A 21,859-nucleotide genomic window follows, 5' to 3' on the forward strand; every position below is an offset into this window, starting at 1 on the left:
AGAAAAGAATAAATTGGAGTAGTTGGAACGCCGTATGCGGTGAAAGTCGCACGTGCGGTGTGAACAGGGGGAAAAGGGAGCGATAACTTCAAACCCTTACCTATCTGTATGAATAAGGATAAAGGTAAATTTAAAAAATCTCGAAGTATATATGATAAAATACAGATAGGATTTCGGAAGGACGGATACTATACAATGGGAGTCTTTAAGGGGAAAATGAGTATTTCTCAAATTGCATTTATGGGGGCATTTTATGCAATTGTAGATACAATATTAAGTAATTATATTCATTGGGATAATCGTTATATTCATGGTATTTTTGGTGGATTAATTATACTTATCGGAGGAATATTAGCTGGATTTATAATTAAAAAGGGCTAAATCTTATATAACTAACGCATGCTTTTGTTGAACAAGAACAACAAAAGACACTTTGTTGTGTTTATAAATTCTGCACAAAATTAAATTGAGTGTTTACTTTAATGAGAAGCTGAAAATTCGACTTATATATAGTAACCTTGCAAACAAATTCAAAAAATGCTATTCTAAAGGTGAATTATTTTTGTTCGGTGTAAAGGATAATATTAGTAAAACTTTCGTCTTGATGATCACTGAGAGCAAGGATAGTAATACATTGTGTGTACTAACACACTAGGAGGCAACAAACATGGAAAAAGGTAAAGTAAAATGGTTTAATGGCGAAAAAGGCTTCGGTTTCATCGAACGTGAAGGTGGAGAAGACGTATTCGTTCATTTCTCAGCTATCCAAGGCGAAGGGTTCAAAACATTAGATGAAGGTCAAGAAGTGACTTTTGATCTTGAGCAAGGTCAACGTGGAGCACAAGCAGCTAACGTTCGCAAGGCTTAATTATAATAACAAACATGGACAGGCTCTTAATTTGAGTCTGTTTTTTATTTTTCTAAAAAAACAAAAACCCCACTCACTAATGAGTAGGGAACAGGAAACAGAAAACAGTAAATCAAATGGAAAACAAAGTGTAACACATAATTTGTAGGATTCCTAATTTCAATCAACCTACCATGTAAGAACGTAATTTTCTTACATTGCCTGTGGTGAAGCTCTGTTTTTTGGTTGGTTAACGTGTGCGCTTCTTTAGGAAGAAACAATCTTTTTAATACTAATTTAACTAGAAATGATCTTCAGTAAACGGGCGCTTTAGTTGAACAACGATAGGGTTCGCTTGTTATTCGGGATCCTTGTCCCAACCAGCCCAAAGCGTGAAAATCCATCCTCGAGGAGACTGACCTAGCTCGAGAAGTCTAATCTAGGGCATTATCGTGAGGTATTGTCTGAAGGAGATGCGGTAAATCGAGAGACCTGTAGACGAAAAGATAGACCCTAATGCAAGAAGTGTGAAGCACAGCGGCGGAGTAAGTTGGCGAATTTTCGAAGAGTGAGGAAGCCCACTAAAATGGCACTTTCTTTAGAAGTCAGAACGAGGAAATGTGGCTTATAACGTGATGGTGCAGGGTATGTCTTGAAGGAAAATGCGATGACCCCGTGAGGTCTCTACCTTACCGAACAGGCAGGATTCTAATCATTAAGGGAAATCCGAAGTGATGATGAACTGGTAGAGAAGTTAGACGTTCTTAGTACGGAAGTAGTTTGATGACCATAACATCGAATGAACGGAAGGGGAACGACCTATGGCTCCAAGTCATGGACAAGATGGAATGTTAACAATCAAGTTACCGAGGTAAAACCGTTTGGATGAACATCAAGGAAAGGCGCATGGAATACGTAATGAATCAAGAGTGGAAATTTAAATTACACAGTGTTTATGGTCAATTATTATTCGACCGCAAATTAACTCAAAGATTTGAACAAGTTAAGGCGAATAAAGGAACAGGTGGTATTGATGGTGAATCAATAGAAAGCTATGAATCAAACCTGCATGAAAATATCATGTCTTTACTTGAAAAGTTGAAAGCAAAGACTTACCAAGCACAACCGAGTATACATACCAAAGAAGAATGGAAAGAAACGTCCTTTGGGAATCCTGACAATATTACTGTAGAATCTATGAAAATACAAAATACAAATCTAAAATAATATATAAACAGCCATCCAAGATTTGTTTTAATCTAATTAATTGGGCAAAATAACGTTGGTAAGTAAGCTTATTGGTAAAGAATAATGGGGAAGTATATGTTTTGGGAATAGCAATAATTAATATTTAACAAGTTTAAACAATTGTAGCACGACAGATTTTTCAATTTTTGCTACTACTGTTTAAAATTGTGATAATAGACAAGTTTGTCATATCTCCTAAATTTTCACTTATAATTGGATTGGCTAACGATACTTGATTTTAATTTGTGAGCATTAATTAAGCTTTAAAAAAAGTAGATTATATAATACAATTTTTTTTAGCACATACGTTTGTTCTGTATTTACTAATGGTAGGTTAAATGCTTGTGAGAAAAAATTCAACTAATGGGAGTGAAGGAAATGACAATTTCTGATATTGCCAAACTAGCTGGGGTTGCTAAGAGCACTGTATCACGTTATCTTAACGGAGGATCAGTTAGTGAAGGAACAAAAAGAAAGATTGAAAATGTTATTATAAACACTGGGTATATTCCAAATACTTTCGCACAAAGTCTCAAAGCAAAGAGAACAAATATTATAGGCACAGTTATTCCTCGTCTAGATTCATATGCGGCTGCTAAAACATTAATTGGAATTGATGAGGAATTAAGGGCTTTAAATTGTCAAATGCTTATATCAAATACTAGTCAGGATTTAGACCGAGAGCTTGAAAGCATTTATGGCTTTGCAAGACAAAAAGTAGCTGGAATAATCTTGATGGCTACACAGATAACAGATGCGCATTTAGAGGCGTTTAAAAAAATACAAATACCTGTCATCTTAGTTGGTCAACTCCATCACGAAATATATAGTTTAATTCATCAAGATTACGAATCTGGTTACGAGATGGGTAAATATGTTTTGTCAAAGGGACATCGTAACATTGCATTCCTAGGTGTTACAGAAAAAGATATTGCTGTAGGTGTTAGACGTAAAGAAGGATTTAAAAAAGCTTTAGAGGAGGTAGTAGATTGCAATGTAAGATTCCATGAAACAAGTTTTAGCATGATGGAAGCTTTAAAACAGGCCACATTGATAATTGAAAAATATAAACCTTCAATTATAGTGTGCGCAACAGATAATATAGCGCTTGGAGTTTTAAAAGCTGCATCTTTAAAAGGGTTAAGGATTCCCGAAGACTTATCAATTACAGGATTTGGTGGATACGATGTTACAGAGGTGATTCATCCAGGATTAACCACTATTAAGTATTTTTATAAAGATGCAGGTCAAGTGGCCGCTAGGAATATAGTTAAATTAGTTAATGGGGAAGATGTCAATAAAGTTACACATTCGAAATTTAAATTAATCGAAAGAGAAAGCGTTGACAATCGAATTGTTAATATTTTATAATCAAGTTGAAACCGGTTCCAAAAAATATGATTTATTTGAAACCGGTTCCTTTTGAGTATCAAACCAGGGTTTTGTTTTTTTTAATGCATTTCGGAACCGGTTCCAATAAAAAAAGGAGGTATTTATTATGGATTTTAAAAAGATTGCAGAAGAGACATTCGAAGCAATAGGTGGAAAAGAGAACATAACTGCCGCGGCTCATTGTTCAACACGACTAAGACTAGTATTAAAAGATGAAGAAATTATTGATCAAAAAAAATTAGATGAACTAGAAGAGGTGAAAGGGACATTTTCTACTGGTGGACAGTATCAAATAATATTTGGTGCAGGTATTGTAAATGAAGTTTATAAAGAGCTTGCAAAATTAGCTGGTATTTCAGAAATGTCAACTAAAGATGTAAAAGATGCTGGTACAAAGAAATTGAATGTACTTCAACGTTTTGTGAAAATGCTTTCAGATATTTTTGTTCCTATTATCCCAGCTATTGTCGCTGGCGGCTTACTAATGGGGATTAACAATGTGTTGACCGCACAGAATTTATTTATTGAGGGTAAATCATTGGTGGAAGCAAATCCTGCACTCGCAGATTTAGCTTCACTTATTAACACGTTCGCGAATGCTGCATTCGTCTTCCTTCCAATATTAATTGGTTTTTCAGCAACTCAACGTTTTGGAGGAAATCCCTATCTAGGTGCGGTACTTGGGATGTTAATGGTTCATCCGGACTTATTAAATGGATACGGTTATGGTGAGGCATTAATAAAAAATGATATTCCGGTATGGAAGATTTTTGGTTTCGAGATTGAAAAGGTAGGGTATCAAGGTAGTGTATTACCAGTTCTCGTTTCATCTTTTATTCTAGCTAAAACAGAAATATACCTACGAAGAGTAATTCCATCAGCATTAGACAATCTATTAACTCCTTTATTAACTATTTTTATTACAGGTATATTAACTTTCACTGTAGTTGGACCGTTTACTCGTACAGCAGGTAACTTTTTAACGGATGGTTTGATATGGTTATATGATACAACTGGATTTATTGGTGGAGCAATTTTTGGTCTTCTCTATGCACCGATCGTTATAACTGGTATGCATCATAGTTTTATTGCAGTAGAAACACAGTTATTAGCTGACATGGGTAAAACAGGAGGATCATTTATTTTTCCAATTGCAACTATGTCTAACATAGCACAGGGGGCAGCAACAATTGCCATTTTTCTTATCACAAAAGATAAAAAAGTTAAAAGTACTGCCTCGGCTAGTGGTATCTCAGCACTTTTAGGAATTACTGAGCCTGCAATGTTTGGAATTAATTTAAAATTAAGGTATCCATTTATAGGTGCAATAATTGGATCGTCTGCTGGTTCTTTATTTGTAACGTTATATAAAGTAAAAGCAGTTGCGCTCGGAGCAGCTGGTATCCCTGGTATTATTTCGATAAAACCTATAAGCATTATTCCGTATATTGTTGGAATGGTGATATCTTTTTCGATAGCATTTATTGTAACACTGGTACTAGCAAAAAGAGATGAAAGAATAACTGCTACTAAAATGTCATCCGAAAAAGCAATTTATTCGTAAGTGCTTCGAAAGAAGAGGGGGAATTTAAATTTTCCCCTCTATTATTTTAAAGGAGTGAAAAAAATGGAGTGGACAAAAGAACTACTTTACCGCCAGTTAGAAGAAGTTAGTAATGAAGAAGTGGCTGAACTAAAAACTAAAGTAGATAACTGTCCATGGAGACAAACTTTCCATATTCAACCAAATACAGGTCTTTTGAATGATCCGAATGGATTCTCGTATTTTAATGAGGAATACCATTTGTTTTATCAGTGGTTTCCACTTGGTGCTGTGCATGGATTGAAATATTGGTATCATGTTAAATCAAAGGACCTTGTACATTGGGAAAACGTTGGAATTGGAGTAAAGCCGAATAACTACTACGATAGTCATGGAGCATACTCAGGGTCTGCAATAGAACATAAGAATAATTTGTATTTATTATATACAGGAAATACACGTGATGAAAATTGGGTAAGACATCCTTATCAATGCATTGCTATAATGGGTAAAAGGGGGGGGATTACAAAACTAGATACCCCTGTAATCTCTGACGTACCACATGGATACACAGATCATTTTCGTGATCCAAAAGTATGGAAGGTAGGAGAATTGTTTTATGCAATAATTGGAGCACAAAGAAGCAATAAAACTGGCTGTGTAGTTTTATATAGTTCACCAGATTTGTTTAAATGGACATTTGAAGGGGAAATTAGGACAAAAATGGATTCATTTGGATACATGTGGGAGTGCCCTGATTACTTCGAATTACAAAATCAAGGAGTACTCATTTTTTCACCTCAAGGTATAGAACCAGAAGGTGACAAATATCAGAATATTTATCAGTCTGGATACGTGTTAGGTGAAAAATTAGATCTTCATCAAAAAGTTTTGGAGCATGGAGAGTTTACTGAGCTTGATCGAGGCTTTGATTTTTATGCACCTCAAACTACAATTGATTCATCTGGACGTCGTATTTTAGTAGGTTGGATGGGTTTACCTGAAATTGTGTATCCTACAGATCAAAATGGATGGGCGCATTGTTTAACAATTCCACGAGAATTGTCAATTCAAAACGGGAAGTTAATTCAACGGCCAGTGAGAGAGCTTGAATCACTTCGTAAACAGGAAGCTAAAACAGTAAACATTATTAATAGCGAATCAAAGACGTTTAACAGCTTCGATGGAACATCATATGAGATGATTTGTGAATTTAAAAATATAGATGCATCTGAATTTGGGATTGAATTTAGGACAAGTAAAAAAGAAAAAACAATTTTGACCTATGATGTTATAGAGAAAAAGGTTATACTTGATCGTACTTTTTCTGGACAAACAATTAATTCTCCTTTTGGAACGATTAGGAAATGTAGTCAGGAATTAAAACAAGATAAAATTAAGATTCATATGTTTGTCGATGTTTCTTCAGTTGAGATTTTCATAAATGATGGTGAAGAAGTAATCACGAGCAGGATTTTCCCAAAAGAAGAAAGCACTGGAATTCGTTTCTTTGCATCACGTGGAAGTGTTAAACTTCAAGCAGTGAAATGGGATTATTAACTTTTTAAAATTTTAACATGTTAAATTTGATGCTGATAAAGTAGAGACTTTAAAATTATGAGGTGGAAAAGTGGGACAATTATATTCAATCGGTGAAGTATTAATTGATTTTATTCCTTTACAAAAAGGTAGACCTTTAAAGGATGTTACTTCTTTTGAGCGTGCACCTGGTGGCGCACCTGCAAATGTCGCTGCAACAGTAGCTAAGTACGGTGGCAACGCGTCCATGATTACAAAAATAGGAGAAGATGCTTTTGGTGACTTTATATGTGATCAATTATCAGCCGTTGGCGTCAAGACAGATAAAGTTTTAAGAACTACTGATGCTAATACTGGCTTAGCTTTTGTTTCCCTTCGGGAAAACGGTGATCGTGACTTTTCATTTTACAGAAATCCATCTGCCGATCTATTACTAACTGAGGAAGAAGTTAAAGATGAATGGTTTACAAAAAACGATATTCTTCATTTCTGTTCCGTTGATTTAGTTGAAAGTCCGATGAAGCGAGCTCATATAAAAGCAATAAAATCAATTATTACAAAAGGTGGAATTGTTAGCTTCGATCCAAATGTACGTCTTCCTCTTTGGAAAAACCCCGAGGCATGTAAAAATACTATTTTAGATTTTATTCCTCTGAGTCATATTGTAAAGATTTCTGATGAAGAACTCGAATTCATAACTGATATTACAGATGTAGAAGAAGCAATTTCTACTTTATTTAGGGGTGAGGTAAAGGCTATTATTTATACAAAAGGTTCAAAGGGTGCGGAGCTTTACTTAAATGATAAAAACTTTGAATCAAAAGGATTCAAAGTTGAAGTACAAGATACAACTGGTGCAGGTGATGCTTTTATTGGGGGGATTTTATTCAAATTGCTTGAGAAGAAAGCAACTCAGGTTAATTTAGTGGAATTATTTGAGAAAAACTATCAAGAATTCCTTGCATTTGCAAATGCCAGTGGAGCCCTTACAACAACAAGTAAAGGTGCAATTTCTTCCCTTCCAGATCGTGAAACAATTATTCAGTTAATAAATGGATAAAAAATTGTTTAATTAATGCAATTGCTTGTCTATTATTATGCTTATTAACTTTAATATTCACGGAATAATTTAGTTGTATATATGAAATTATTTTCTTCTAATATTATAATTGTAATGTTTCAAATCAAATAAATTAAAAAGTCGATTTTCAAATTTATGAAAATCGACTTTTATTTTCCTATAGTTACGGATAAGGCATGGGAAAATGTAAGAGATCAACTTGTTGTTAGTAGGGTTAATAGCGGATTCCCATACATCGTTGTTCAAGAAGGTGATTATTTAAAAAATGGGGAGCTTTATTTGAAGCATTCCTATGAAAATATGGAATTAGATGTTGAGAAGGTAATGCTGTATATTCATCAGTTGTGGGGTAGAGGGGTACATTTGGAGAAGAACATTGAGAATAAGTCTGTGTTGTTTAGTTATGATGGGAAGAATATTCATCGGAAGTATATTCGATATATAATGAAAAGGTTAAATATTTAGTTAGTACTGTGCATGGGAAATCAGTAAATAAAATCTTAAAACAAAAAAGATTGCTTTTATTTATAAAGGCGATCTTTTTTGTTTTATAAAGTAAAAAAGTTTTCCAATATGTCATTTCAAAGTCAGCATATTAACTAATCTCTACTAATTCTAATTTTCGACATGATTAAAAAATTAAATGTCGATGAAACTTAGTTGTTCATGCCTATTATAAAATGTTAATATTAACGTTAGCATTATAAAATTTACATAATATTTACAATAATTTAAATTTTTTTACAAAAATGGGAGGAAATTTGAAGTTGTCAATCATAACTTTGTGTAATGGCGTAAATTATGAACTATCGTTAATAGGCTCAAAAGCTATGAATCTTTCAAAAATGGCAAAATTGTTTGATCATATTCCTGACGGGTTTATACTGACAGGAGAAGCTTTTGAGGCATTTTTATCGATTAATAACATTGAGACCACAAATAATGAAAGGGTTCAATTAGAAATTTTACAAGGTGAATTTCCTGATCAAATGAAAAGAACTATTCTTATGCAATTTGAGAGGCTAAAAAGTAATACATATGCAGTCGCCGTCCGTTCCTCATCAGCATTAGAAGACCTACGAGGAGCCTCTTTTGCAGGTCAATATGAAACTATTTTAAATGTTAGAAGTGAGGAAGAGTTATTAAATAGTATCAAGCGTTGCTGGGCATCGTATTTTTCTAGTTATGTACATGACTATGCGAAGAAAAATCAGATTTCTTTATCAGAGATCAAGATGGGTGTATTAGTACAGGGAATGGTTGATGCAGATGTGGCTGGTGTAATTTTCAGTATGAATCCTGTGACATTTAATAAGCAAGAAATTATTATTAACGCAAGCTATGGCTTAGGGGAATCTGTAGTTGATGGATTGGTTACTCCAGATCTGTTTGTTCTTAATAAAGAATCCAAATTAATTATAAAAGAGCTTGGTCATAAAGAGATACAAGTTAGACCTATGGAAACCGGAATGGAAAAGACTGAAGTTCCTCCTTCATTGCAGGAAGTATTTTGTTTAGAGGATGAAAAAATCATGGACTTAATGGACATCACAAAAAAAATAGAAAACTACTATCAACATCCAGTAGATATTGAGTTTGCTATAAAAAATAATCAATTATATATATTGCAAGTTAGACCGATTACTACTTTGAAGGGGGAAAAATAAGAATGGGTAAAGAGACGAATGTTTACGAATTAACGGATTTTAAAAAAAATTTATTTTTATCAGAGGAAGAAAAAACAGGATTCTGGGAACTAGACGGAGCTCACTTTCAAAAACCGTTATCTCCGTTATTTTCTTCCTTCATGATACCTGCGTTAACAGCTGGTACTTTGGAGGCTTTTGAAAAACTAAAGTTGCCGATGAAACAGTTTCATGCTAAATCATCAAATGGGTATTTTTACCAAACCGTCTTAACACATGAAGATCCAGAAACGCGCCTTAAGGAACATCAAGCGTTAATGCAGTCTGTTTTCCCAAGAGCTGTCGAAATTTTTAATAATTATGTTAATGATACGCTATTACCTTTTTATAACCGTTTAGATGAGTATAAAAATAAAAGTCTAACACTTGTGGAAGCGGAAGAAAAAATATTTGAACTATATGAAATGTATGAAAAGATTTGGTCTATTCATTTTGAAGTGGTTATGCCGAGAATATCTATAGGGGCTGCACTGCAAGAAATTTATGGCTCTTTATTAAATACGACAAATACAGCTGTTATCTATGATTTATTATTAGGAACGATGAATAAGTCGCTTGAAACAGATCGAGAGCTATGGAAGCTTTCTATGCAAGTAAAAGAGTCCGGCTTATTATCAAAAATCTTTAGTGACACTGCTGCAAACGAGCTTCTAGATTCATTACAGGATGTAGCGGTGGGACGACAGTTTATGGTTTCGGTTCAATCCTTCCTTGAAGAATACGGATATCGAACAGCAAATAGTCATGAATTTGCCGATGAAACATGGGTAGAAAATCCTTATTATGTTTTAAAAATCATTAAAAATTATCTTGAGAAGGATTACGACTTTGAAGCTGAAATTGAGGAAGTAATTTCAAATACAGAACATAAAGTAAAAGAAGCTTTATCCAAAATGCCAGAGGGGGAATTAAAAGAAACGTTTAAAGTTCTTCATTATATGGCATTAAATATGTGGGGATTGGATGAAGATCATCACTTCTATATTGATGCTATGCTGCCTGCAAAAGCACGTCCATTTTTATTAAATGTCGGTCAAACATTGGTAAAACATTCTGTCATTGAAAGGAAAGAGGATATTGTATTCCTTTATTTAGATGATTTAATTGAATTACTTAGAGAGCCAAAGAATTCATATGATTTAATAAAGAATAGAAAAGAAGAGCATTTACGTAATCAAGCGCATACTCCTCAACCGTTCTTTGGTCAACCGCCAGCTGGTCCTATAGATCCAGTTTATGAGCTTGTATTTGGTGCAAAAATGCCTGATTTGAATCAAGTGACGAAAACATTTACCGGTTATTCTGGAGTGCAAGGATTATACAAAGGAACGGTAAGAGTGGTTCGTGATCAAAGTGAATTTGGTAAAGTCAAAAAAGGTGATATTCTTGTTTGTAAAACAACGACGCCTCCATGGACAGTCTTATTTACTTTAGTAGGTGGGATTGTAACGGATGTTGGTGGTATTTTATCTCATGCAGCCACGGTAGCCAGAGAATACGGAGTACCTTGTGTAATTGGTACAAAAATTGCCACTTCAATGTTAAAAGATGGCGATATCATTACAGTGGATGGGACAAAAGGAGAAGTCATCATCCATGAGCAGAACTAAAGAGATTCTAATTTTACTAGCTATATTAACAGGGACTATTTTGGTCCCTGTTAATTCAACGATGATTGCCGTAGGGTTACCGACGATTGCTTCAGAATTATCTGTTTCTATACCCGATATTACTTGGGTTGTAACCATTTATTTAATCGTTATGGCTGTAGCTCAGCCAATTGCTGGGAAGTTAGGTGACATTTACGGAAATAAAAAGGTGTTACTAATTGGATTTTCACTACTGATCATATTTTCAGTAGCATGTGCTTTTTCATTTAATTTGGTTTCATTAATTATTTTCCGTTCTTTACAAGCACTTGGAGGAGCACTCGTTACCCCGAATGCAACTGCAATCATTCGGTTCATCATCCCTAAAGAAAAACTAAGTAATGTCTTTGGTCTTTTCGGTATGTCAATGGGGTTGGGTGCATCAGTTGGACCACTTCTTGGATCTGGACTCATTAGTCTATTCAACTGGGAAGCTATTTTCTGGGTGAATATTCCTTTTTTAATTATAGCCATTTTTTTATCTTGGTTTATGATACCAAATCAGAGTAAAACGAAAACAAATTCCTTAGATTTATTTGGTTCTATTTATCTTGGTATTGTATTAACGTTCATCACCTTGCTATTCACACATAATGAGTACTTAAATGTATGGACCATTCTTACATTACTACTTTTCGTTGGACTATTTATTTATCAAGAACGAACTGCGAAAACGCCACTCATCGAGTTTTCCATGTTTAAAAATAAAGCATTTTCTAGTTCGAATCTATCAATCTTAATTAATAATTTTGTCATGTACAGTACCATATTATTTATTCCAATTTTATTAAAATCTTATCATTTTACGATTAATAAGATTGGTAGTTTGTTATTTTACTTTTCTCTTGCTATGTCTATATCCGCTTTGGTTGGTGGGAAGTTAGCAAATAAATTCGGAAAAGAAAAAGTTATTATCTTATCTTTTCTATTATCTAGTTTTACCGTTTTATTTTATTTTGGATTTACTCCGAAAGTAACCTATCTTTATTTAATGAGTACTCTCTTATTAGGAGGTTTTTCTGCTGGTATTGGTGCAGCAGCCATGCAATCGACAAACCTAGAATCTGTATCAAAGGAAAAATCAGGTGTTGCTGCAGGGATCTATTCAACCTTTAGATATATAGGGGGGATGATGGCTTCTGCGGCGGTTAGTATTTTTGTAGGAAAGGTATTTTTATACGTCCTTTTATTAATTTTTTCCATAATAGGTCTTATCCTTTCAATTGTATTAACACTTGGTCAGGCTAAGTCGGTGAAAAAGTATTTAGTGGGATAGTCATATTTTTAAGAGAAGTTTATGAAGGGATTGATTGCATTTTATCAATCCCTATTTTTGGTGGTATATATGTTCAAAATCATGTGTTAGGTAGTCCACGCATCCTTTCGATAAACTGGTTTTCTTACGTGGAAATAGAATAGCCTCGATATAAGAAAGGTAGCTAACCGTTTCTACCCGAAAACAACAAATTAATGAAATATATTATATTTCGTTCCAGTAGATTTGTTACTTAGTAGGATAAAAGCATGGGGAAATAAAAGAAAACAAATTAAAGAAAATTACCTGTTCCCCATACTTTATAATGCTCAAGGATAGTTTGGATCTTTATTTAAAATATTTTTTTACAAAAGTATACACTGAATCCGCAAGTGTTTTTTTCCGTTCTATAAGATACCTATAAAGTGCTTCTTTGTCTTCAAGTGAAACATCCCAGTCCACAGGAATATCCCGAATCACTTCTTCGATTGACACTTCTGGCAATGACAAGATTTGTTCAATATAAGATGAAATGATTTTTAAGTCTTCTAGCATGCCAGCTGTCCAAATATGAACGACTGAATCCTTTTTAAACTTTTTGGGCTTTTGAAGAGTTTCTGCATTCCATTTGTATCCTCCTGGAAAACATTTTCCATGATCAATCATATGAATGTCATATTGTCCACCCGGAAGTCGTTCTAAAAGAATATTGCTTTTAGTGCGGTCAGCACCAAACACCCAATGATCGAATACGAGTATTCCGGCCAAATCATGGGGATTTTTCACTTCCTTTATAGCTGGATGAGGAGGTTTTTTCGCAAGGCCAGTACAATTATCTATATAAAGACTAGCAAACTGGTTGCCTGGTTTGTAATGAGAAGAAAATTTTTTTGGTATAAGCTGAATTTGCTCCTCGGACATATATACAATTTCAAATGGCACTACAGGTAAAGACAGCAGTTGTCCTAGTCTAGCAACTACGAATTCGTTTACGAGCTCCCTTGTTCCGTGGAAATTATTTTTACATTTAACTGCATAACGATTACCATCACTAAACGAAAATAAATGAGCAGCTTTTCCAGATAGCGTCTCCAAATATTTTTCCGGTACTATCGATGTCATAATTCAGCCTCCATTTAAAGTAATACATAATACGATATTCAATAGAAGTAGTAGAGTGCCGGAAAAAAGAATAAATGATAGAAATTTGATTTCGTGAATTGTAATTTTACGTAAATCTTTTGCTACTTGTTCAAGAAATGAGCTACTTCTAATTTCATTGTATGTTTTACCGTATGCATCTCTTGTATAAGCACTTGTGGTGTAAAAGGTAGACATCTTTTTCATGAAGAATCAGAAGAATACTATCTAATTAGCTACGATGAACTCTTATCTATCACAAATATTAAATCCTTATGTAACTAAAACATGTGATAGTTGAAGATCGAGTCAAAAAATGGGCTATTTTTTTATTGAACAAACTAGTAGTATAGTTCAATAAGTAAACAGGAAAATGGAAATATATGTTAAAATATAGTGGCATACCTAAAAATTAATTATTATAAAAAGAGGTGAAACTATGAAAAATTTCAGTGCAATTTCGATAATATTATTAATTATAGGATTGGTTTTGTTTGGAATAATTTATGTAATTCCAGGCTTCAACGAACTTATGGCTTTAATTGGTTTTTTATCTATATTATTTGCGGCGATATGTAGCTTTATAGCAATTTCAAAAAAAGAAAGAGGGAACACTAAGTTTTTTGCAGTATCTTCGTTTTTTTTTATATTTTTATTGATTACTTGTTTTGAACCCTTTCTTATTTTACGTATGCTAACTTGGATTAAAAATTAATATATATATATCCGTGAAATATTTAATTCTCAAAATTAAGTAAGTAATTGTTATTGATTTCCAAATTATAATTTATATGCATTCATACAAAGGAAGAAGGTCATTATTGTTGAAATACATAAAAGTATTATTCAGTATGCTTACCGTTGTTTATCTAGCAGGGTGTAATATCACAAGCCAAAAAACAGAAACGAAACAAGCAAATAATTTAATTTCCTATTATGAATCGCTTAAACTACAAAGTGCCATTGAATCTTCTTTCAACAAAAAAGTGTTACAGAAAAAAGGCTATCCAGATGGTTATGATTTAACTCTTTCTCGTAAAAAGAAAGAAGTCGTTCTCGTAATTAGACCATATTCAAAGAAAAATTTTAATTATTTAAAAGGTGACCTTCAACGTAATATTGAAGATGTGTTAAAAACGAAAAATTATAGCGATTATAACGTGAAAGTCAAAGCTCTGTGGAACAAAACTAATGTGTCAGAAAGGCAAAAGCAAGAAGAAAAGATTCTTAAAGAAGTAGCAGAGGAGTTTAAGAAACGCCATAATCAAAAGCTAGAGGTTGGACCTGGGGCTATGTTTTCAGCTACTGATGGCCGAGTAATAAGTATTACCTTATCCTATACTCAAAATGATAATGGTAACATTACTGAAATTACGAATCCATCTGAAATTAACAACTATAATAAAGAGTTTTTCAATCTCGTTCAAGAAAAAGGATTTAATATTAAACAGATACCAGTGAACTTTACTTTTAATAAAACAGGAAAATGGATAAAAAAAATTGCTCCTTCTATAGACATAGGATTAAAGGAAATGACAGAACTGAAAGTTACGTATACAACGATAATAGATGAGAAACATCCAATTATCATTAATACATCACTAAACAGTTCAGATCCAAATGCGAAGGAACTCGGAGAAAAGATAGAGAAATTAGTTAATGAGTTTTTACAATATGATGAAATAAACAAATCTTATCCTGGTCCTTATGGAATTAATGTTCTAAGCGAAGATAATAAAAAAATTAATTAAGGTACTATAGAGTGTAAGGAAAGCTCATTTTCTCATTATTAATTGAGAAAATTGAGCTTTTTTATTTTTCTTTGAAAAAAGTAATTTACTCAAGCTATGCAACTACGAATTGATTTAGTTCGAAAAAGAATATTATTTAGATTTACTACTAAAACGAGAAATCCAGCATTCTTCAATATACAATTCATCAGCTAAACCATCTTAAGAAACTATTTTAATTGAGAGATAATATTTATTTATTCCAAAGGAAAGAAGTATTAGATAATAATATAAGCGATATTATTATCTAATACTCCTTTTAAACAGTTTATTTGAAATTTTATTGATTATTTTCAGAATTTTCCCTCCATATAAAAATATAAATTAAAAGTATCTTAAATTCGTCTCAAGATTAATAAGGTATCTAATTAAAAAAGGAGGAATAGTTATGTTTTGTAAAATATGTGGCAATTCATTAGTAGAAAATGACCGTTTTTGTGGGAATTGTGGAACAAAAGTTATTACTTTGAAAAATGAAGAGGTAATTTCAACAATTCATGATCAGATTAATGAGGATCTTTTCTCAGGTGAATCGGTTTCAAAAGTAGTTACATCTAGAACTGAACTATCGAAACTTGAATCTGCCAGAAACGTACATAATGGGCTCTTATCACAAACAGAAACTGAACCAGGCGCAAATAGCCAAGCAATAAATCATATTAATTCAGAGCAATTTAATCAATTTAAATCATCAATGTTAGACTTTTGGAGTTTCTTTAAATTAGCTTGTAAAAAGCCATATGGTGTTGCACAAGCAGTTAATGAAAAACATTTTTTAAAAGGAATTATTATTTTAATTTTATATTCGCTATTAATTCCAGCAACTTTATATAATGTATTAAAAATTGGTATTAAATCAACAGAGAGTGTTCTAGGAGGTTATACAAACTTCAGTAGCCAATTAAATTTTAGTGCCTTGGTTATTAGCCCATTTGTTATGATTTTAATTGTTCATTTGGTAACTGTCATTACATCTTACATTTTTTTAAAAGGTAAAAAAACAAATCTTCAATTAAAAGAAGTTATTGCGAGATTAGGTACTTTATATTCTGTTAGTTTAGCTTTAATTTTCTTTGCATTTATTTTAAGTTATGTCTCTATAACACTTTGTTTAATATTTGTCTTAATATCGATATTTATAAGTATTAGTGTTGTACCATTATTAATAAGTTCGTTCCAAAATACTAATTCAAAAGGAATCGATAGTTTATATATCATTTCAATAGTTTTCATTGTAATGTCAATTACACAAATAATTTTATTACGATCCGTGATAATAAATACTATTGATAGAATGAGTGACTTACTGTTAGGGAAGCTATTTTAATTAATAAATATCGAATAAAGTTTAATTAAATCTGCAAGTTATTATTAGCCAAAACTCGATAGTTAGATAGATAGAACAAAAACTATACCTAAGATCTATAATATTATCTCATTTAAGTAGAAAGTGAAAAAACAACACATTCAATTTGTGGATGGTACTATTTTACTTGGATGGGACCTTTTTCTGAATAAAAATGGACAAGCATTCCATTCTGTGTTCAGAGCGGAATATTAATAAAAGACAATTTGTGCTTTTAATAATGGAGTGCGAATTTTTAACAAGCTTTCTATAGATTATGAATTCATTTATAAATCTATAAAAATCTAACTATATAAATACCAGAAATGGACCTATAAAAAAAGAAACGTGTAAGGCATCCAAGGATACCCAAACACGTTCTAAAATACAACAAAAAAAGAGAAGTTCGGGTAAATAGAATTTGATATGTTATTTACCTACAATCACATTAGATTTGTCAGTACTATATCGATCTATTCCATCAGCTATCTTCATCAACAAATTTGTTAAGTATTGTTGATTTGATAGTTTTCGATCTTCTACGGGATTTGTCATAAATCCCAGCTCAAGTAAAGTAACGGGTACCTTTGACCAATTAAATCCAGAGAGATCATCACGATAAGAAATCCCATTTACTTTTGTAGATTGCTCTTTTTTTACTTCCTCAACAATATTCTGTGAAATTAGTAAACTATCCTTATAAAGTGAAGGAATATAGGGATTATTTATAGACGGAGTTAATACAGAAAATCCTTTATTTGAATGATCATTCGACCCGTCAGCATGTATTCTTATAAATAAATCAGCATTGTTATTATTCGCTATTTCTGCTCTTTCTATATTGCTTATATTTACATTATTTGTTGTACGAGTGAAGATGACATTGTAACCCCTCTTTTTAAGGATTTCACCTAACTTAAGTGAGGCTTCTAAATTCAAAATATACTCGGGCTTCTTTGTCACTACTCCAGTTGTACCACCAGCCACCTTAATCTTCATTACACTAGAACCCGGTCCTAATGGTTCAAGCGCTGTATTTGCTTTACTTTGATGACCTGGATCAATACATATCACAAGTGGTTTTTTTGAATTCTTCTTTTCGTTTGTTTGAATGGTTTTATTAGAATTATCTTTAACATTTTCTATATTAGGCTTCGGAGTTAGTGATGTTTTGTTCGGTTTAATATCAGAAGTATCTTTTGGATAAAATAAAAAACTTAAAGCACAGATTGTAAAGACAATAAAAAAAATAAGACTCTTTTTATTAACTACCAACTTCAATTAATGGACTCCTCCCTAACTTTGATCAGGTTTACATTAAAAGTTTCAATTTCACTTAAAGAACCATCATATGTCAAATCTGGACTATACCATGATTTAGTTAAAAAATATTTGCGAAGATCAACCGACTTAAAAATGTATCCATGACGTGCATAGATTTCGTTCCTAGCATAGCGCAACTCTTCTTTCGTCAAATAATCTATTTCAGCTTGAGTTAGTTTTCTTATATTACTTGTTGGCAATATATACTCATTTGTAGTTGACACCTCACCATATACCATTGTATGAATCACAATAGCTAAATCATCTTTCGAATTTCCTTCCAATACAGGTACTGAAATACCGCAAGAGCCTGAATAATACATTAAATCTTCTTTTGATAACGTATGCGGATATTGTGCAACACACTGATTACCAACAAGAATATACCAAGATGTATTTTTAGACATTGCTACCTCATCTGCAATATTTGCTACCTTAATAGCCCAGTCCCTAATTGGCGAAATATTTCCACTGTCATATAAATTAAATATTAGTTGGAGATTTTGTGAAGAAATATTATTAGCAGTTAAATTAATTGCACCATCACTTTGTGTTATGTTCCAACTACCAACAGAAAGACTTCTATTCCCATCATTAATTTTTAATTGTTCTAATCGATTTATATAAGAAGGAATCGTTTGAGTATTAGTTGGTTTTTTTTCAGAAACTTTTGCTTCCTCTTTCGTTCTATCTTTATTTGATAGCGCATTCGATACATGTTGTGAGTGTTGATTTTTATTTGTTATTTTTGGATAAATTAAATAAATAGCTACAGCCAATATGATTAATACGGCAATTGAAATAATTATACCTTTCATTCTATTATACTTACTTTTGTAATTACTTTCCTGCAAATTTCTATTTTCCGAACGTGTTTCGACAGGATTAGTCACTTCCGGAATACTAGCTCTTTCTCCGCAATTTGTACAAAATATTGCTCCTTGCTCTAAGCTACCACCACATTTAGTACAGTAAGCCAAATCATCTCACTCCCTTTTTAATATTTAAAAATATTCTAATGTTGACTTTAAGAAAAAATGCTTTTTATTTTTATGTATGAAAGTATGGGATAAGGTGTCTAAGTTACCAATGTAGGAATGTCTGTTGGACAGAAATGACATGTAGAAATGAGTAAATTGAATTGGATGCCTAAAGTTACTATTAAAAGGACTTTTTCTTTAGTCGTTTTGTAATTTCTGAAAGCTTTTATTTTATATACAATGTTTCGTTTGAATATAAGTTTTGTGATAATAAAAGGATGTACACATTTATAAATATTCGATAACTATCTAATTTAAAGCAAAAATTTGAACTACTTCCTATAATTCATAAAAAAACACACTATAAAGTGCTGAATTCCCCCAATTATAAAAAACAACTTATAAATAATAATGATTTAAGTGATATTTCTATCTATATAAATAAAGGGGTAGGGTGTTTTTGAATAGATAAATAAAGGTAAATGGAATTAAGATGACGAAATATTTTTAAACAACACTTGAAAGGCTGGTCTAAAATGCTTAATTTCGTTTTTCCTAGTTTAGTCTTAATTATTTTAATTGCAGTTTTTGCACTATTTAATAAAATCATTAAGAAATCTAAAAGATCATAGTTTGATAGAGAAAAGAATCTACAATTTGATTCTTTTTTTATTTGGCTCTGATTAATATAGATTAAATATAAAACAGGACGACATTTAAAAGAGCCACTTTAACAAAGATTACAAATTATTCATACAAATTTATACCTTATTTACAGTATATATACAGTTCCTAAATACTCTTCCTTTATATTGAAAGTAAGAAATATTTCATTAGGGAGTGTTATTTATGGGGAAAAAGAAAACAATCATCAGTGCTGCTTTATCAATTGTAACCGCAACTACATTCGGAGTTAATCATTTTGTAGATGCAAAAGAATCGGATAATAGTCACGCGCATGGAAAGGCAAAAAATGTGATAGTTTTTGTTGGAGACGGAATGGGGGCCGCACACCGTGAAGCGATCAGACTGGCTACAGTTGGACAAACTGGTAAACTAGCAATGGATGATATGCCTTACGCGGGATTAGTACATACTAGCTCAACTAATACTATAACAGATTCAGCAGCAGCGGCTACTGCTATGGCATCAGGGGTAAAAACATATAACGGGGCAATTGGTGTTGATGCAAACAAAAAGTCAGTAAAAACAGTCATGGAAATGGCGAAAGAGGCCGGGAAATCAACTGGTTTAGTAACAACTAGCCAGATTACGGATGCAACACCAGCAGCATTTGGTGCTCATGTGACAGATCGTTCTAAACAAAGTGACATTGCAAAGCAGTATCTTGAAAACAGCAAAGTCGATGTACTATTAGGTGGTGGAGAAGATTTCTGGTATTCTGCAGGAAATGCTGGAAGCTTCGAAGATCACCCAGCAAAGGATCCTTCTGAACAAAGTAAAGGAACACAAGGAAATCTTGTTGATGAAGCGAAAAAGCTTGGCTACAATTACGTGACGAACGCAAAAGATCTTCAAAAAGCGAAAAACGGTAAGTTGTTAGGTCTTTTTGCAAACGAAGAAATGTTCGAACAAAGAGAAGAAGGAAAAGGTGATCTTTATGATCCAGTAGTATCTCTACCTGACATGACAAAAAAAGCAATCGATACTCTATCGGATAATAAAAAAGGTTTCTTCTTAATGGTTGAAGAAGAAGGAACAGACGAAATGTCTCATGAGAACAATGCTGAAAAAATGATCAAAGCAGGTCAAGAACTAGATAAATCAGTATCTGTAGCAAAGGAGTACGCGAAGAAACACCCTGATACTCTTGTTCTAGTTGTAGCAGACCATGAATGTGGCGGTTTATCGATTGAAGATGTGGACACAAAAGATGAGTCTGGCGATGGAATTTCTAAAGAGGATGGTCCATTTAACGTAGCAAACAGTAGCAATCAATTCATGATTGACTGGACAACAAGTGGGCATGGAGGTGTATCTGTTCCTTTAACAGCAATTGGTGCAGGAGCAGAACGATTTTCAGGAACATATGAAAATACATTTATCTATGAGGCTATTAAACAAGCAATGGGTTTGAAAAAATAAACTAGATTTTAAGAAACATTCCATTTTTACTGATGGAATGTTTTTTTTGTACTAGAAATTGAGTGGATAAATACAATGTAAAAATATTGACATAATCTTTAAAAAGGTATTTGTAGAATAATGTAGAATTTTATATTCATAATCAGAAAGGAGGCGTTTTTATGTACCTAGAAGAAATACGCTCAAAAGCAAGGGTTACATTGAGTGGGAATTGGAAAAAATTTGTTGGATATACCATCATCGTGCTGGTATTAACTACATTCGTTGAAAATCGACTTTCTACATATTTCCCGAATCCCATTGAAAATGAATTGACGAAATACATATCCTATATAATTAATTGGGATGACTACCTAACGTTTATTTATAGTTTATTTATTACGGCTATTATTACCCTTGGGAGTACACGGCTATTTACATTTGTGACAAAGGAAGATGAGCAACCGTATTCTTTAAAAACAATTTTTTATTATTTTACGAACTTGAACTTATATTTAAATGCATTTTTACTAAATTTCTTAACTTATTTATATACTACGCTTTGGACATTGCTTTTCATTGTTCCTGGCATTATAAAATCATATTCATATAGAATGGCGCCATACATATTAATTGAAGAACCTCATTTGACTCCGAATGATGCCATTACAAAGAGTAGAAGAATGATGGATGGATATAAATGGAAATTGTTTTGTTTAGACCTTTCTTTTATTGGTTGGTTTATTTTATGTATATTCACACTTGGGATTGGGTTATTATGGTTGATTCCTTATATGAATGCAAGTGAGGCACATTTTTATCATGAATTAAAAAAAAATGAACTTGACTCTAATATTTGAGTATCAGGTTAATGGTTTTAAAATAAAAAACGGCTGTCCTATTTAAAACAATAAAGATCAGCCGTTTTTTTTTACT

General features: G+C 32.5%; 18 protein-coding genes and 1 pseudogene. 16 read left to right on the forward strand and 3 right to left on the reverse strand.

Going from position 1 to position 21,859, the window contains the following annotated elements:
* Positions 1-216: 216 nt before the first annotated feature.
* From B6K90_RS23565 to B6K90_RS03930, 11 genes and pseudogenes are all read left to right on the forward strand, one after another.
* On the forward strand, positions 217-381 hold the full coding sequence (locus tag B6K90_RS23565) for a hypothetical protein (RefSeq protein WP_167555267.1): 165 nt from the start codon (positions 217-219) through the stop codon (positions 379-381).
* 286 nt (positions 382-667) lie between these two features.
* On the forward strand, positions 668-868 hold the full coding sequence (locus B6K90_RS03885; RefSeq protein ID WP_069034332.1) for a cold-shock protein: 201 nt from the start codon (positions 668-670) through the stop codon (positions 866-868).
* Between the two features lie 885 nt (positions 869-1,753).
* Positions 1,754-2,074: a hypothetical protein gene (locus B6K90_RS03890; protein ID WP_174567631.1), complete on the forward strand. Its 321-nt coding sequence runs from the start codon at positions 1,754-1,756 to the stop codon at positions 2,072-2,074.
* Positions 2,075-2,473: 399 nt separating this feature from the next.
* Complete coding sequence (locus B6K90_RS03895) at positions 2,474-3,466, forward strand: LacI family DNA-binding transcriptional regulator (protein ID WP_235821703.1); 993 nt, start codon at positions 2,474-2,476, stop codon at positions 3,464-3,466.
* Between the two features lie 127 nt (positions 3,467-3,593).
* Positions 3,594-5,051, forward strand: coding sequence for a sucrose-specific PTS transporter subunit IIBC (locus B6K90_RS03900; RefSeq protein WP_088011457.1), 1,458 nt, complete (start codon positions 3,594-3,596; stop codon positions 5,049-5,051).
* A 63-nt stretch (positions 5,052-5,114) separates the two neighbouring features.
* Entirely contained in the window at positions 5,115-6,590 is a 1,476-nt protein-coding gene (locus B6K90_RS03905; protein ID WP_088011458.1) for a glycoside hydrolase family 32 protein, read from the forward strand.
* 70 nt (positions 6,591-6,660) lie between these two features.
* The gene (locus B6K90_RS03910) at positions 6,661-7,629 is read left to right on the forward strand and encodes a carbohydrate kinase family protein (RefSeq protein WP_088011459.1); all 969 of its coding nucleotides are present in this window, start codon (positions 6,661-6,663) and stop codon (positions 7,627-7,629) included.
* A gap of 183 nt (positions 7,630-7,812) precedes the next feature.
* Positions 7,813-8,115 (forward strand): annotated as a pseudogene (locus tag B6K90_RS03915) (stage V sporulation protein R); the annotation flags it as partial.
* A gap of 302 nt (positions 8,116-8,417) precedes the next feature.
* Positions 8,418-9,317 carry a PEP/pyruvate-binding domain-containing protein gene (locus tag B6K90_RS03920; RefSeq protein WP_235821704.1) on the forward strand — a complete coding sequence of 300 codons (900 nt, stop codon included), beginning with the start codon at positions 8,418-8,420 and terminating at the stop codon, positions 9,315-9,317.
* Between the two features lie 2 nt (positions 9,318-9,319).
* Positions 9,320-10,966: a PEP-utilizing enzyme gene (locus B6K90_RS24400; RefSeq protein WP_088011462.1), complete on the forward strand. Its 1,647-nt coding sequence runs from the start codon at positions 9,320-9,322 to the stop codon at positions 10,964-10,966.
* On the forward strand, positions 10,953-12,281 hold the full coding sequence (locus tag B6K90_RS03930) for an MFS transporter (protein ID WP_088011463.1): 1,329 nt from the start codon (positions 10,953-10,955) through the stop codon (positions 12,279-12,281). Before B6K90_RS24400 ends, B6K90_RS03930 begins: the two co-directional genes overlap by 14 nt.
* A gap of 327 nt (positions 12,282-12,608) precedes the next feature.
* Here B6K90_RS03930 and B6K90_RS03935 read toward each other — a convergent pair whose 3' ends face one another.
* Positions 12,609-13,382, reverse strand: a complete 774-nt coding sequence (locus B6K90_RS03935; RefSeq protein WP_088011464.1) for a HipA family kinase — start codon at positions 13,380-13,382, stop codon at positions 12,609-12,611.
* A gap of 457 nt (positions 13,383-13,839) precedes the next feature.
* Here B6K90_RS03935 and B6K90_RS03940 point away from each other — a divergent pair, with 457 nt between their 5' ends.
* The 3 genes from B6K90_RS03940 (at position 13,840) to B6K90_RS03950 (ending at position 16,517) form a co-directional block, all read left to right on the forward strand.
* Positions 13,840-14,115 carry a hypothetical protein gene (locus B6K90_RS03940; protein WP_088011465.1) on the forward strand — a complete coding sequence of 92 codons (276 nt, stop codon included), beginning with the start codon at positions 13,840-13,842 and terminating at the stop codon, positions 14,113-14,115.
* Between the two features lie 109 nt (positions 14,116-14,224).
* On the forward strand, positions 14,225-15,151 hold the full coding sequence (locus B6K90_RS03945; protein ID WP_167555268.1) for a DUF4030 domain-containing protein: 927 nt from the start codon (positions 14,225-14,227) through the stop codon (positions 15,149-15,151).
* 427 nt (positions 15,152-15,578) lie between these two features.
* Complete coding sequence (locus tag B6K90_RS03950; protein ID WP_088011467.1) at positions 15,579-16,517, forward strand: zinc ribbon domain-containing protein; 939 nt, start codon at positions 15,579-15,581, stop codon at positions 16,515-16,517.
* A 447-nt stretch (positions 16,518-16,964) separates the two neighbouring features.
* Here B6K90_RS03950 and B6K90_RS03955 read toward each other — a convergent pair whose 3' ends face one another.
* Positions 16,965-17,816, reverse strand: coding sequence for an N-acetylmuramoyl-L-alanine amidase (locus B6K90_RS03955; RefSeq protein WP_088011468.1), 852 nt, complete (start codon positions 17,814-17,816; stop codon positions 16,965-16,967).
* The gene (locus B6K90_RS03960) at positions 17,813-18,838 is read right to left on the reverse strand and encodes a YARHG domain-containing protein (RefSeq protein ID WP_088011469.1); all 1,026 of its coding nucleotides are present in this window, start codon (positions 18,836-18,838) and stop codon (positions 17,813-17,815) included. Before B6K90_RS03960 ends, B6K90_RS03955 begins: the two co-directional genes overlap by 4 nt.
* 849 nt (positions 18,839-19,687) lie before the next feature.
* Here B6K90_RS03960 and B6K90_RS03965 point away from each other — a divergent pair.
* On the forward strand, positions 19,688-20,944 hold the full coding sequence (locus B6K90_RS03965) for an alkaline phosphatase (protein WP_088011470.1): 1,257 nt from the start codon (positions 19,688-19,690) through the stop codon (positions 20,942-20,944).
* 161 nt (positions 20,945-21,105) lie between these two features.
* On the forward strand, positions 21,106-21,783 hold the full coding sequence (locus B6K90_RS03970) for a DUF975 family protein (protein WP_088011471.1): 678 nt from the start codon (positions 21,106-21,108) through the stop codon (positions 21,781-21,783).
* Positions 21,784-21,859: the final 76 nt, after the last annotated feature.

It is taken from the genome of Gottfriedia acidiceleris, assembly GCF_002128425.1.
GTDB classification, from domain to species: Bacteria; Bacillota; Bacilli; order Bacillales; family Bacillaceae_G; genus Gottfriedia; species Gottfriedia acidiceleris.